Below are 13,639 nucleotides of genomic sequence, written 5' to 3' on the forward strand. Positions count from 1 at the left end.
ACCAAATCATAGATTTTATATGGACAAGTGCTTTTGAGGCTTTGGACAAAATTGAATTCCGAACTGATATAATAACTATCTTAGAGGGACAAAATAGCAACCTATGAAACTTCAATTTTCACTACTATTTCTTATAATTTTCGTTTGTAATTCTGTGATTGGTCAAAATGATAAATATGTTGATAGTCTTTTTGCCGAATACGAGAAGGAAAATAAGATTGAAATGCAAATCCCTTTGCTAGCTAAAATAAGCGAGTTCTACATGTACAATAATACCTTAGAAGCCAAAAAAATTGCTGAAAGTATAATTACTCTTTCCACCCAAGATGACTATGGCTTTGGTATTACTACGGGCTTTTTTTTAAAGGGTAATTGCTATGCCGCCCTACAAAAGATGGATAGTGCTATTTTTTTTTATAACAAAACGCTAAAGACCGCTGCGCGTTTTAAAACTAATAACTGCGTAGCTAGTGCATTAGCAAACATTTCGGTTATTGAAGGTCAAAATGGAAATTATGCAAAAGCAATAAAATTAATGGACTCGGTTGCAATAATAAACATAAAGGAGAAAGATTACCTTAATTATGGCGTAACTTTAAACAACAGAGCATACCATTTTTATGAGCAAGGAGATTACTTAAATGCCATGAAGGGATTTCAAGCAGCGTTAAATGTTCTTGATACCATAAATAGGGATATATATAGAAAAGCAGATGTATTAAGAAATATAGGCAAATTGAATTATCAGGAAAAAAGTTACCCAAAGTCAATTGAATATTTTACAAAAGCCTTAAATATATATAACGAATTAGATGACTTTCTTTACCAGTCATATTGTCTAGTAGATATTGGCAATGTATACATGGGTAAAAAAGACTTCAAAAAGGCAATTGAATTTTTCAATAAAAGCATCAAAATAAGCAGAAAATATGGGTTCAATGAAAACTTAGTAAATGCCTTAAGCAATATTGGTGTAGTCCAAAGAGAATTAAAGCAATACAAGCAAGCATTAAATTCACTAAAAAGCATAAAAAGAATTGAAAACTACGACGTAAGTATTACCAATTCAGTAATTTCCTTATATCAAACAGGGTACACTTACGCACTCCTAAACAATAAAACACTGGCTATTAACAATTTAAATAAAGCCGTAAAAATATCTGACTCGCTTAATCTTAAAAAAGAATTAATTAATGCGCTCTCGCTCAGATCAAAAACTTTTGAAAAATTCAAAAACTACGAAAAAGCACTGAACGATAACCTTGAAATGATAAAAATAAAAGACAGCCTTTTCTCTTTACAAAAAAACAATCAAATAAATCAACTACAAGTTATATACGAAACCGAAAAAAAAGAAGCCGAAATAGCCCTCCAAAATGAAGAGATTAAAACCCTAAATATTCAAGCAAAAAATGATAAGCTAACCAAAACACTTTATGCCAGTGGCATGTTCTCATTTTTAACCATTGCAGGATTAATCTATTTTGGCTTTAGACAACGTATTAAGAAAAATGAAATAGAGCGTGAAAAGCAGGAAGCCATTTTAAAACAAGAAATTGAATTTAAAAAGAAAGAACTCGCTTCTCAGACACTTCATTTAGTACAAAAAAGCACCTTTTTACAGGAGCTTAAAGAAAACTTAGAGAAGATTAAAAAATCACCAGAGCTCTTTAAAATAGAGTTTAGGCGCTTGGTGATGCTCCTAAAAAAGGAAAGTGCCGAAGATAAAGATTGGGAGGTTTTTAAATCTTATTTTTCCGAAGTACATAATAATTTTGATAATAAACTTAAGAACCTTTCTCAAGATATTACTGAAAAGGAAATTAGACTTGCCTCATTTTTACGCATGAATCTTTCCACCAAAGAAATAGCATCCATGCTTAATGTATTACCCGAAAGTGTTTTAAAAAGCAAATACCGCCTTAAAAAGAAGCTTAATTTAAATAAGGAAACCGATTTAAACGCCTTTTTGAATACAATGTAAAGCGGTATCTTTGTAAATGTCATTCTGAGCTTAAAAAAAACGTGAGAATCTTTGTTAAATTTAAAGATTGCCACGTCATATTTCCCTGTCTGCCGACAGGCAGGCTCGCAATGACAAATAGTTATGATTAGTATTCCACAAGATAAACAGCTTATTCTTTTTGACGGTGTTTGTAACCTTTGCAATAGCTCCGTTCAATATGTAATAAAGCACGACAAATCGAACAAATTCATGTTTGCGCCCTTACAAGGCACTACTGGAAAAAACATTGTTGAGCATTACAACATCGACACCTCAAAAATAGATTCCATTATACTGTACACGCCAGAAAAAGGGATTGTATACAAAAGTAAAGCAGCACTTAAAGTGGCTTCTAAACTAAGTTTTCCAACCAATTTGCTTGGTGTATTTTTAATTATTCCAGCCTTTATCCGAAATTGGGTTTACGATTTTATTGCTAAAAATCGTTATAAATGGTATGGTAAAAAGGAGGCTTGTATGATTCCTACTCCTGAATTGAAAAGTAAGTTTTTGGAGTAGTATAACGTTATTCTCAAACCAATATTAAGCAATAAAAACTGCATAAAATACTTACAACTGCGTATTGACTTATTGACAAGAAAATTCTAACTTCGCTTACTTATGCTGTCCCGATAGCTATCGGGATTATTTCAGTATTAAAACGACGTATATCATTAAAGTTGTGAAGCATTACAATCATAAATAGATTACTAATCACAGTATTTAAAAATTAAACTATGAAAATAATAAATGTTTTTATCTTGTTTTTCATATACTCGGTAACACTATCTGCACAGGAGAAAAAAGAGAAAATAAAGCCAATACCCGAAGAAAAATCCTTTACTACCAAACATGAAATAACCAGCGGGGGAAAGTCAATCAAATACAATGCTGTCGCTTCTGAAACCTATTTAAAAAATGATGTAGGGGAATCAGTAGCATCTATTTGGTCTGTGGCATATATTAAGGATGGAATAAGTGACCAAAGTAAGCGTCCAGTAACCTTTGTATTTAATGGTGGTCCTGGTTCTGCGTCAATGTGGTTGCATATGGGTATGTTTGGGCCTCAATTGGTGAAAGTTAATTCTAATGCAAAAGAAGATGATGGTGCTGCACCATATAACTTAGTGGCCAATAAAAATGGATTATTTGATCTAACAGATTTTGTCTTTATCGATCCCGTTGGCACTGGCTATAGCAGAGTTGTCGGTAAAGGAAAAGTGAAGGATTTTTGGGGTTTAACAGAAGATGCCAATTCCATAGCCAAGTTCATGCGGCAATGGATAACGGAACAAAATCGTTGGTTTTCTCCAAAATACATCGCTGGTGAAAGCTTCGGAACAACAAGAGCGGTTGCAGTAGCCAATGCATTAGAAGGCGGTGGGCAAAATATGTCGTTAAATGGCCTAATACTTATTTCTCAAGCATTAGACTATGCTGGTTCAACCTCAATTCAGGACAATATAACTTCTTATCTAACTTACTTGCCAAGTATGGCGGCAACAGCTTGGTATCATAAAAAAGCTGGCGTAGGAGAAACACTTGAGTCATTTATTGAAGAGTGCAGAAACTATACCTATAATTCATATGCGCCTGCTCTTTATAAAGGTTCGCTATTGGGCGAGATCGAAAAAAATGAAGTTGCTAAAAAACTGAGTTATTTCACTAGCCTTAGTAAGGGTTACATTTTAAAGGCAAATCTTAGAATTCTAATGCCTAGATTTCAAAAGGAACTTCTTTCAGAAGAAGGACTCGCCGTTGGTCGGTTAGATGGTCGTTTTATGGGGAATGAAGTTGATAAACTTTCTGATGGGCCCCATTTAGGAGACCCAGCGAGTTATCAAATAAGCGCAGCATACACTGCGAGTTTGAATTATTACTATGTGACTAAACTAAAGGTGAAAATGGATCGCCCATACATAACGAGTAATAGTGAAATTAATACGAAATGGAATTGGAGAACTGAACCTGAAGGAAAGGCATGGGAACCTACAACAGTAAATGTCGCCCGTAAATTGAGCGAAACAATGAGACGAAATACTGAAATGAAAATAATGGTTGCTAGTGGGTATTATGATTTGATTTGCCCATTTTTTGATGCAGAGTATACATTTTCTCGACATGGAATAGAGAGAGAAAAAATAAAAATGACGTATTACGAAGGTGGACATATGATGTATACACATGAACCTGATTTCATAAAATTATCCGATGACATTCGAGAATTTTTATCTAATTAAAATCAAAATAACACATCACAACAATGTATAAGCGACATTAAAACGACCGCTTATACTTACCGATAAGCGTAACTAAAAAAAAAAAATCAGCTCTATTTCAAACTCTTTAAAATAAAATCTACTTTTTTATTGGTGTTTTTATTTTGAGCATAGGAGTCGGTAATATGTTTCGATTGAACTGCCAATCCTTTTTGTATTAACGATTGTATTTCTTGTACATATTCAAGTGATACTTTACCCGTTAATAGCAAACTTAAGTTTTTTCCAGATTGGTAATAATCGTATACTTTTTTAAGCCCTGTTAGGTATAAATAGTCCTTTGTGAATCCGCCACCACGGTGCGCGCGGAGTGTAATATAAAATGCGGTTTCTCTATCTAAATCGTATTGATTGTGCAGGAGTCTAAAAGTTCTAGAAAATGGATAGCCTTTTGCTAAAGTATCCACAGCTATAACACGATACGCTAATTCTTTAAGGCGCGTAATGGTTAGGTTATTACTCATATATTCCGAAAAAACAGCTAAACCTTCTTGGGTTTCTTCGTTATTAGGGAAACCGTGAGAAAATATTTTTAACGGATGTAATAAGCCATTCATAGTCGTTACCATATGTACTCCAATTTCATGATTGGCAAGTACAGCTATTTCATTATCAGAATAGGTATGATTGGTGTTTAATACCAAAGTCTTAGTATTATTCAACACCATGGCTATTGCCGAAATCTTATCTGAAAATGCGATATTGTATTCGAAATTATATTGCTTTGAGAAAGCTTCAAAATGTACTTCGGCTTCCTTGGCAGAATATTTAGGTTGAAATGCTGGAGCATCACTATTTTCATCTTCAAAATGTAAAATAAACTTCGCGTTTTCAACATCATTTTCAGTTGGTGTACCAAAGCAATGTAAGCAATTGTAGTAAAATTTTTTACCGTTACCAATGGTTTCAATACATTGAATCAAACCAGAGTACGCATAAATAATATCCTCATACAGGTTTCTTATTTCCTCATCTTCAATAGATTCTAGAGATTGTGTAAATAATTGCCTGTGCAATTTAAACTTGTCGAAATTTATAGAAGGATATTTAAAAACAGGATCGGTTAAATATTTAGACGAAAAAAAACGTGCTTTCTCTTCTTCAATATTTATGGGATTAACATAACTAAGCAATTCTATTTGCTTAACTAGCTTATCAATATTTTTATCTATTGCTAAAAGTACTTTAGATGTTACACTACTGTCAATCTTCATAAATCTAACTTTTAAACATTTCGTATACTTCAAAAGCATGCTTCGGAATGCGATTTTTTAACTCATCTTCAACCGTTTTAACAACTTCTGGATATATAATTTGCTCATATTCATCGCAATATACTTTTGCGATTTCGGTAGCCAAAACTAAGGTATTTTTAAAGTTTTTAGTAATATATTTTAAGAAATATCCGTTGCCTTGGAAGGTGTCGTTTATTAATGATGTAGATTTAATGCTATTAGGAAATTGAATTTCTGAAAGACTTTTTCGCCATGTTTCAATAACATTTCCAAAACGATCATTATCCACATTGCTAGTACCTAAATTCCATGTAGGCACTTCCCTATCCCATCGTTTCCAATTGTAACTATGCATATCGTAAACCGTACAAAACCCGAACTTAGATTCTAGTGTTTCTATAAGTGCATGTACAACTTTATAAAAGTTGGTGTGCTTTTGAAGGCTTTTAGCTTTCATAGCTTCTGAAAGGGGTTTTTTCCAAAGATCCTTACCCCAAGCAGTTACAAATACTGCATCGTCTGGAGTACGGTTTAAATCGTATTCAAAACGCGAATCACAACCCGCAATAACAATGGGATGCGTTTTTACCATATGCTTTGTTTCGGGGTCTTCTTCATACCAGCGTTCGTATTCTGTATGAATACAATTCCCCCAAAGTTCTTTTCTAAATTGATGCCCATCATGTACTGCCCCACAGGCATAAGGTACATACTTATCAATTTTTATTGTAAACGAATAATCTGAAGACACCGCTTCAAATATTTCTTCGTTTTTAATCTTGGTGATAATGTCTTTTAATGCTAACTTTTGCATAATTTATTCCTTTACCAAAGTGCCCCACTCTGTCCAGCTTCCGTCGTAAATTGAAATATTTTTATAACCTGAAACTTCGGCTCCTAACGCTAAAATACAGGCTGTAATACCAGACCCACAGGAAAAAATAATATCATCTGTTTTATTTGCAACCATATATAAAGCTTTTGCTAAATCTTTTTTGGGTTTTAAAACACCATCTTCTAACAAATCTGTATATGGTAGATTTACTGAATTTGGAATGATTCCCATGCGCAAGCCTTTTCTGGGTTCGGCATCAATGCAATTAAATCTTCCTGAAGAACGTGCATCTATAATGGTATGTGTATTATTGTTTGAAGCTTCTTTTACATCATCAAAAAACTTCATATAGCCAGATTGTAAGTTTGCTATAAAATCACCTTTCTTTTCACTATAAGGGGTCATGGATTCAGTTGGATATTCTGCTTTTAACCAAGCTGGAAATCCACCATTTAAAACAGCAATATTGTTAAAACCGAACGCCTTAAATAGCCACCAAACTCTTGCACTGGAATAAATACCTTTGTCGTCGTATACTACTATAGCACTATCTTGATTAACGCCTAATGCTCTAGCTTCTTTTTGAAATTGTGCTTCGGAAGGAAACGCACTGGGAAACGGATTGTTAGTATCGCTAAATTTTTGTTTTATATCAAAAAATCTGGTCTTTGGAATTTGTTTTAAAGAAGAATCAAAAATTTTGTTGATAGTCCCATCTAAAACAATTATGTTATCGTTTTGCAAATGCTCATTTAACCACGTAACTGAAACTACTTGAGATGTCAATAATACTTTAGAAGTCATTATTATAAATTATTTTAAAGATGTAGACTAAAAAAAGTTGATAGACAATTAAACATTAAAATATAAAAACTACCAACTAAGGTTACCAATTAAGCATCTTGAACTGTTTTTCTAAGTCTCGTACGCCTATCGAAAGCTTGAAGTTTATCTATTACTTTCATTTCAAGGAAATCAATAACTTTTTCCTCAATCTTGGTCTTCAATTTATAAACTTTATTAATATAGGTTATCCCGCCAGGAGACATGACATTAACTTCAACTAATTTTCCACCAATTACATCTATACCAACAAAATAAAGTCCGTCGTTTACCAATTTAGGACCAATTTGTTTGCATAAGGCTTTTTCTGCTTTAGTTAGCGAATGCTTTTGTACACTACCTCCAGCAGATACATTAGAACGATGGTCATCACTACCTGGCACACGCTTCATGGCACCTACAGGTTCACCGTTCAATATTAAAATACGCACATCGCCTTGATCGGCGCCTTCAATATAATCTTGAAGAATAACATAATTGGAAGAGCCATCGCCACTGGTAATATAAAAATCGAGCAACGAATTAATATTACTCATAGCCGATTTTTCAATTAAAATAACCCCTGAGCCACCAAACCCATTTAATGGCTTTAAAATCATTTTGTCTGCTTTAGACTCTTTTATTTGTTTAATTAAATAGTTTTTACTTTTCGAGACATGTGTCGCAGGAATAATATTGCTATGCGCATCACCAAAAGCCGCAGTGTATAACTTGTTGTTTGCTTCACGCATGCCTTCTAATGAATTCATAATGAATACATCATCTTTAACTGAATCTAAAAAGTTAAGCATAATAGGGTCTAATGGCGGATTAGCACGAAAGAAAATAACATCAAATCCTGCTAACGGAAGCATTTCTTCACGCAGTTCTACTTTGTTATAAAAAGATTTTAAGGAACTAGGTGTTTTTTCCATTCTACCTAAAACGGTACAATTAGCAGTTGTTACACTATTTCTTATGGTTAAATTTGCTGGTGTACACATGGCAACACCATGTTTGCGCTTTACACATTCTTTAATTAACGCTAAGGATGTATCATTATCTGGGTCTATTTCTGCCCATGGATACATTATAAAACATATGTTCATTTCTAAAATCTTTGTTTATTCAAGCTTAAAAATAAAGAAATTATACAATTAATTTGACCAATATTACCAAATTATTAAAAGTTCTACTATTTACAGAAACGACAATTAATATTAGGGTGAGTAATATTATTTAAACTACTTCACTTCATCATAATGATCGTCCCATTCTTTAGGCTTCGGATCATGCAATTTATCTAATGATTTAGCAACAATCATTGATACCGTTGCATCACCAGTTACATTTACTACAGTTCTACACATATCTAAAGGTCTGTCTACTGCAAAGATAAGCGCTAAACCAATTGGAAGAAGTTCTGCTGGAAATCCAATAGACTCCAATACTATAACCAGCATAACCATACCTGCACTTGGTACTGCTGCACTACCAATTGATGCCAATAAAGCTGTTACAACAATAACTAGTTGATTTGTAAATGTTAACCCTTCTGGCCAAATAACTTGCATAATAAATACGGCCGCTATACCTTGATATAGACTAGTACCATCCATATTAACCGTAGCTCCTACTGGTAATACAAAACCAGAAACTTCTTTATCTACGCCTAAATGTTCTTCAACACGTTCCATAGTTACTGGTAAAGTTGCTGCACTACTACTTGTTGAAAAAGCCAACAATTGAGCTGGACTAATTTGCTGTAAAAACCACATAGGTGATTTTTTAGTATAAACACTAACCAAAATAAGATAGAATACAATCATTAGCATCAGCCCACCAACAACACAAAATGCGTAATATAAAAGCTTGATTAAAATTTCGACATCATCAAAAGCAATGATAACATTTGCTAATAAAGCGAAAACTGCATACGGTGCAAAAAGCATTATTAAATCTACCATTTTCATGACGACTTCGTTCAATGAATCGAAAAAATTTATCAACGGTTTTGCTTTCTTTTCACCAATTAATAACAAACAAATACCAACAAACAAAGCAAAAAAGATAACTTGCAACATTGATGCTTCAACAAAAGACTCGAATATATTACTTGGAAAAATATCTACCAAAGGTTGCAATGGGCCAGCTTCTTTTTGAGCTGATGCTTTCATTAATTTGTCGGTTACGCCTGCATCGTTTTCATATTTTAATTTAATTTTCTCAATGGTTTCCTGAGGCATCCCGTTACCTGGCTTAAAGGTGTTTACAATACTTAAACCAATAACAATAGCTACTAATGTTGTTCCTACATAAATTCCAATGGTACGTAAGCCCATAGATTTTATTTTAGAAATATCTTTTAAATCTGAAATTCCTTTTATTAAAGAAGCCAATATTAAAGGCACTGCTATGAGTTTTAATAGGTTAATAAAAATAGTGCCAAAAGGTGCAATCCAATCTGTTACGAATCCTTTGCCACCATCTACTGTATTCATTAAAAATCCAAAAATGATTCCCAGAATCATTCCAATAATAATTTTCCAATGCAGTGCTAGTTTCTTCATATGAGTGCTTTAAATTTATTGATGACAAGATAAGTATTTTTTGATGTTTAACTTAATAGTATAAAACATCTATTATTTTAACTGGTAACTAAATATTTACAGCAAATAATTTTTAGCATCTCCAGTAGTTCGTGTTTTTTTTTATGTATCAAAATATCTTGTATTATTTTCTTTATAAGATTTTATTATTTTAATACTATACACAACCATCTTTTTAATATGGTTTGTTATGTATTCATCCTATTCTGTTTTAAAATAACATTCAATATTTTTTAAAGAAAATAGTAACTCCAATTAGTAAGTTATTGAGATATGTATTATTTTATATTACATTTACAATGTCTTTTAATTTTCACAATTTGATATCACCAACATCCATAGATCAAGTGTTTGAAACCGCCCGAGTTGAGGAGGTTATAGGTGATTTTGTGCAGTTAAAAAAGGCTGGAAGTAATTTTAAAGGACTCAGCCCATTTAGCGACGAACGTTCTCCAAGTTTTATGGTGTCTCCTGTCAAACAAATTTGGAAAGATTTCTCAAGTGGTAAAGGAGGCAATGTTGTAGCGTTTTTAATGGAGCACGAACATTTTACGTATCCTGAGGCTATTAAATACCTAGCCAAAAAATATAATATCGAGATTGAAGAAACCGAACAAACAAACGAGCAAAAAGAGCAAGCAAATGAACGCGAGAGTTTATACTTGGTAAGTGAGTTTGCTAACGACTACTTTCAAAACATAATACATAAAACAGATCAAGGAAAATCGATAGGTTTAAGCTATTTTAAAGAACGTGGTTTTACAGACGAGACCATTAAAAAATTCAACTTAGGATATTCACTTAATGAGTGGCAAGCTTTTACCGATGAAGCTTTAAAAAAGGGTTACAATATAGATTATTTATCGAAAACAGGATTAACAATTGTAAAGGATGATAAGCGATTCGATCGCTTTAAAGGACGTGTAATGTTTCCTATAAAAAGTATGAGTGGGCGCGTACTTGGCTTTGGTGGACGAATTCTTATTGCCGATAAAAAAGCTGCTAAATATGTAAACTCTCCAGAAAGTGATATTTACCATAAGAGTAAAGTTTTATACGGTATTTATCATGCTAAACAAAGTATTGCAAAGGAAGATAACTGCTATTTGGTTGAAGGGTATACCGATGTTATTCAATTTCATCAAACAGGGATTAAAAATGTAGTGTCCTCTTCAGGAACAGCGCTAACCTCAGAACAAATTCGGCTTATAAACAGACTTACCAAAAACATTACCGTCCTTTTTGATGGAGATGCAGCTGGATTGAGAGCATCGCTTCGAGGGATTGATTTAATTTTGGAACAGGGTATGAATGTTAAAGTTTGTACATTTCCAGAAGGTGAAGACCCAGATAGTTTCTCAAAAAAGAATACTTTAGAAGAACTTTCGTTGTATCTTGATGAGAACGCCCGAGATTTTATTCAATTTAAAGCATCAATACTTTTTGAAGATTCTAAAAATGACCCTATAAAAAAGGCGGAAACAATTCGGGATATTGTGAATAGTATTTCAAAAATTCCAGACCGAATAAAAAAAGAGATTTATATTCAAGAGTGTGCTAGAATCATGGATATAAGTGAAGAAGTTCTTTTTTCAACTTTAGCTCAAATAAGTAAAAAGGAGTTAAACGAAGAAAATAAACAATATAAAAAAGATCAAAAAGCCTTTCAAGTTATTAAACATCAACAACCAGTAAAAAAAGTTGACGTTCAGTATGTTTTAGAACAAAAAATAATAGAGGTTTTATTGCTTTATGGCAATAGAACAGAAGATTTTGAGGATTTAGTTCTAAAAGAAAACGAAAAAGGCGAACTTATATTAGAACCTGTAATTCATCAAGCCAAAGTTTTCGAAAAAATATTTCTTGATCTTCAAGATGATGAAATGGAATTTACCAATGAAAAGTTTAAAACACTTTATTATACGGTTATTGATACTTTAAATCAGAATCCAAATTTTGAGTTACGGACTTTTGTTAATTCAGTAGACCAAGATATGGCTAACGAAATAACAAATATCTTAATGGAAGACGAGCGCTATGCACTAGATAATTGGGAACGTATGAATATATTTCCCAAAGGAAAAAATCATTCTGTTGCCCAATTAGTAAGTGAAACTATTTTAAGTCTTAGATGCTTTTTAATAGACCAAAAAGTAAAAGAATTTCAGCTAGAAACAATGAAAAACACTAATGATTCCAATAGAAATATTCTAGAGGAAGTAAAAGATTATTCAAGTTTAAAAATGCTGCTTTCCAGAAAACTTAACCGTGTTCTATAACTCGGCGGTTCTAAGTTTAGCTTGATTAACTAAGTCTACCAGATTAGTAACCTTAAGTTTACGCATTAATCGCGCTTTATAAGTACTAACAGTTTTTTCGTTAATATCTAACTCTTTAGAAATTTCTTTGTTTTTTCTACCAATAGTTAAAAGCTTTAAAACTTCTGCTTCTCTAGTTGATAATTTCTTATAAAATCTACCAGATCTGTTCATTTTAGTACCAAAAGCAAGTTGCTGTGTAAGTTCGTTGCTTAGGTAAATACCACCTTCTGCAACTTTCATTATAGCTTCGCTAATAGTAATAATATTAACAGATTTTGAAACATATCCAGAAGCACCAGCCTTTATAGCATTGATAGCGTAAACCTCTTCTGGTTCACCACTAAAAATAATGGTTTTAATGTCTGGATATTCAGTTTTTAAATGTCTTAAAACCGTAAGCCCATTTAATTTAGGGAAATTAACTTCGGTTAAAATAATGTCTACAGGAGTCTTTTTAATAAACTCCAAAATGGCTTCGCCATCATCTACGCTTCCTACAATTTCGATGCTAGAAGACGCTGAAAAAAGCAATTCAAGCCCTTTTCTAATAATCGGATGATTATCTGCTATTAATAATTTTGTCATAATTTGTTAAGCTATTTTTTAATCTTAATTACTTGAGAGTATAACTAAGATTGTGAGAGTTATAAGCTACGGCGTAAATATAGGAAATTATTGATAATATCGCAATAATTATCTCAAATTCGTAGGTATTTCACAAATAGGTATAGGAATCATTTTATGATTGTTAGCTGTGTTAAAGCGTTTGTAAATTTTAAACACCTCTTTTTCACGTCCTGTAAAATCAATTGCAGTTTTTCCAGCATCATCCATAGACATTGCCCATTCAAGTTCGGGGTAAGAAGCACCTATTTGGTCTTCATCGCTTCTTGCATCACCAAATAAACCATCGCTAGGAGCCGCATTCATAATACTTATTGGAACTTGCACATGCTTACCAATTGCATAAACTTCAGATTTTAACAAGTCGGCAATTGGACTTAAATCCACACCACCATCACCATACTTAGTATAAAAACCAACACCAAAATCTTCTACTTTATTACCAGTACCTGCCACTAATAACTTTTTAAGTCCAGCATAATAATAAAGTGTTGTCATTCTTAAACGGGCTCTTGTATTTGCTAATGCCATATCAACAGTTGCTTGGTCGGCATCTAAAGATACTTCTGTTTTAAATTCTTCAAAAACAGGTGTTAAGTCGGCTCTAGTATCTGAAACATTTTTAAAACGTTCTTTTAATTGAGAAATATGTTCTTGTGCTCTTGATACATGACTTTCTGCTTGATGTATAGGCATTTCAATACATAAAACTTCTAATCCTGTTTTAGCACATAAAGTTGAAGTAACTGCCGAATCGATGCCTCCAGATATACCAACAACAAATCCGTTTACTCCTGCATTTGTAGCATAATCTTTTAGCCAATTAACAATGTGATCAACAACTTTTTCTGTTTGCATATTAAATGAATTTAATTCTAAGAATAGTACCTTTGCAAACAAAAATAAAGT

General features: G+C 32.7%; 11 protein-coding genes. 4 read left to right on the forward strand and 7 right to left on the reverse strand.

Annotation, left to right across the window (positions count from 1 at the left end):
- Positions 1–103 precede the first annotated feature (103 nt).
- The 3 genes from Q0739_RS07075 (at position 104) to Q0739_RS07085 (ending at position 4,245) form a co-directional block, all read left to right on the forward strand.
- On the forward strand, positions 104–1,984 hold the full coding sequence (locus Q0739_RS07075) for a tetratricopeptide repeat protein (RefSeq protein WP_298238013.1): 1,881 nt from the start codon (positions 104–106) through the stop codon (positions 1,982–1,984).
- 123 nt (positions 1,985–2,107) lie between these two features.
- Positions 2,108–2,524 carry a thiol-disulfide oxidoreductase DCC family protein gene (locus Q0739_RS07080; protein ID WP_298238014.1) on the forward strand — a complete coding sequence of 139 codons (417 nt, stop codon included), beginning with the start codon at positions 2,108–2,110 and terminating at the stop codon, positions 2,522–2,524.
- A 242-nt stretch (positions 2,525–2,766) separates the two neighbouring features.
- On the forward strand, positions 2,767–4,245 hold the full coding sequence (locus Q0739_RS07085) for a peptidase S10 (protein ID WP_298238015.1): 1,479 nt from the start codon (positions 2,767–2,769) through the stop codon (positions 4,243–4,245).
- Positions 4,246–4,337: 92 nt separating this feature from the next.
- Here the strand turns inward: Q0739_RS07085 and Q0739_RS07090 are convergent, their stop codons facing one another.
- From Q0739_RS07090 to Q0739_RS07110, 5 genes are all read right to left on the reverse strand, one after another.
- Positions 4,338–5,498, reverse strand: coding sequence for a tyrosine/phenylalanine carboxypeptidase domain-containing protein (locus Q0739_RS07090; RefSeq protein WP_298238016.1), 1,161 nt, complete (start codon positions 5,496–5,498; stop codon positions 4,338–4,340).
- A 4-nt stretch (positions 5,499–5,502) separates the two neighbouring features.
- Entirely contained in the window at positions 5,503–6,333 is an 831-nt protein-coding gene (locus Q0739_RS07095; RefSeq protein WP_298238017.1) for an N-formylglutamate amidohydrolase, read from the reverse strand.
- 3 nt (positions 6,334–6,336) lie between these two features.
- Positions 6,337–7,158 carry a sulfurtransferase gene (locus Q0739_RS07100; protein ID WP_298238018.1) on the reverse strand — a complete coding sequence of 274 codons (822 nt, stop codon included), beginning with the start codon at positions 7,156–7,158 and terminating at the stop codon, positions 6,337–6,339.
- An 89-nt stretch (positions 7,159–7,247) separates the two neighbouring features.
- On the reverse strand, positions 7,248–8,285 hold the full coding sequence (gene gshB, locus Q0739_RS07105) for a glutathione synthase (RefSeq protein WP_298238019.1): 1,038 nt from the start codon (positions 8,283–8,285) through the stop codon (positions 7,248–7,250).
- 135 nt (positions 8,286–8,420) lie between these two features.
- The gene (locus tag Q0739_RS07110) at positions 8,421–9,746 is read right to left on the reverse strand and encodes a dicarboxylate/amino acid:cation symporter (protein ID WP_298238020.1); all 1,326 of its coding nucleotides are present in this window, start codon (positions 9,744–9,746) and stop codon (positions 8,421–8,423) included.
- A 359-nt stretch (positions 9,747–10,105) separates the two neighbouring features.
- On the opposite strand from Q0739_RS07110, the gene dnaG reads away from it, so the two are divergent.
- Positions 10,106–12,064, forward strand: coding sequence for a DNA primase (dnaG, locus tag Q0739_RS07115; RefSeq protein ID WP_298238021.1), 1,959 nt, complete (start codon positions 10,106–10,108; stop codon positions 12,062–12,064).
- Here the strand turns inward: dnaG and Q0739_RS07120 are convergent.
- Together Q0739_RS07120 and nadE are read right to left on the reverse strand one after the other, a co-directional pair.
- Positions 12,059–12,691 (reverse strand): response regulator transcription factor, encoded by a 633-nt coding sequence (locus Q0739_RS07120; RefSeq protein ID WP_298238022.1) that lies wholly within the window; start codon positions 12,689–12,691, stop codon positions 12,059–12,061. The two genes, dnaG and Q0739_RS07120, sit on opposite strands and share 6 nt — an antisense overlap.
- A gap of 108 nt (positions 12,692–12,799) precedes the next feature.
- Positions 12,800–13,588: an NAD(+) synthase gene (gene nadE, locus Q0739_RS07125; protein WP_298238023.1), complete on the reverse strand. Its 789-nt coding sequence runs from the start codon at positions 13,586–13,588 to the stop codon at positions 12,800–12,802.
- Between the last annotated feature and the right edge of the window lie 51 nt (positions 13,589–13,639).

Source organism: uncultured Algibacter sp. (genome assembly GCF_947487605.1).
Taxonomy (GTDB): Bacteria; Bacteroidota; Bacteroidia; order Flavobacteriales; family Flavobacteriaceae; genus Algibacter_D.

Bases quoted from the DNA above. Each gene is read 5' to 3' on its own strand.
- Q0739_RS07075 (WP_298238013.1), top strand. From the start codon at position 104: ATGAAACTTCAATTTTCACTACTATTTCTTATAATTTTCGTTTGTAAT.
- Q0739_RS07080 (WP_298238014.1), top strand. From the start codon at position 2,108: ATGATTAGTATTCCACAAGATAAACAGCTTATTCTTTTTGACGGTGTT.
- Q0739_RS07090 (WP_298238016.1), bottom strand. From the start codon at position 5,498: ATGAAGATTGACAGTAGTGTAACATCTAAAGTACTTTTAGCAATAGAT.
- Q0739_RS07095 (WP_298238017.1), bottom strand. From the start codon at position 6,333: ATGCAAAAGTTAGCATTAAAAGACATTATCACCAAGATTAAAAACGAA.
- Q0739_RS07100 (WP_298238018.1), bottom strand. From the start codon at position 7,158: ATGACTTCTAAAGTATTATTGACATCTCAAGTAGTTTCAGTTACGTGG.
- gshB (WP_298238019.1), bottom strand. From the start codon at position 8,285: ATGAACATATGTTTTATAATGTATCCATGGGCAGAAATAGACCCAGAT.
- Q0739_RS07110 (WP_298238020.1), bottom strand. From the start codon at position 9,746: ATGAAGAAACTAGCACTGCATTGGAAAATTATTATTGGAATGATTCTG.
- Q0739_RS07120 (WP_298238022.1), bottom strand. From the start codon at position 12,691: ATGACAAAATTATTAATAGCAGATAATCATCCGATTATTAGAAAAGGG.
- nadE (WP_298238023.1), bottom strand. From the start codon at position 13,588: ATGCAAACAGAAAAAGTTGTTGATCACATTGTTAATTGGCTAAAAGAT.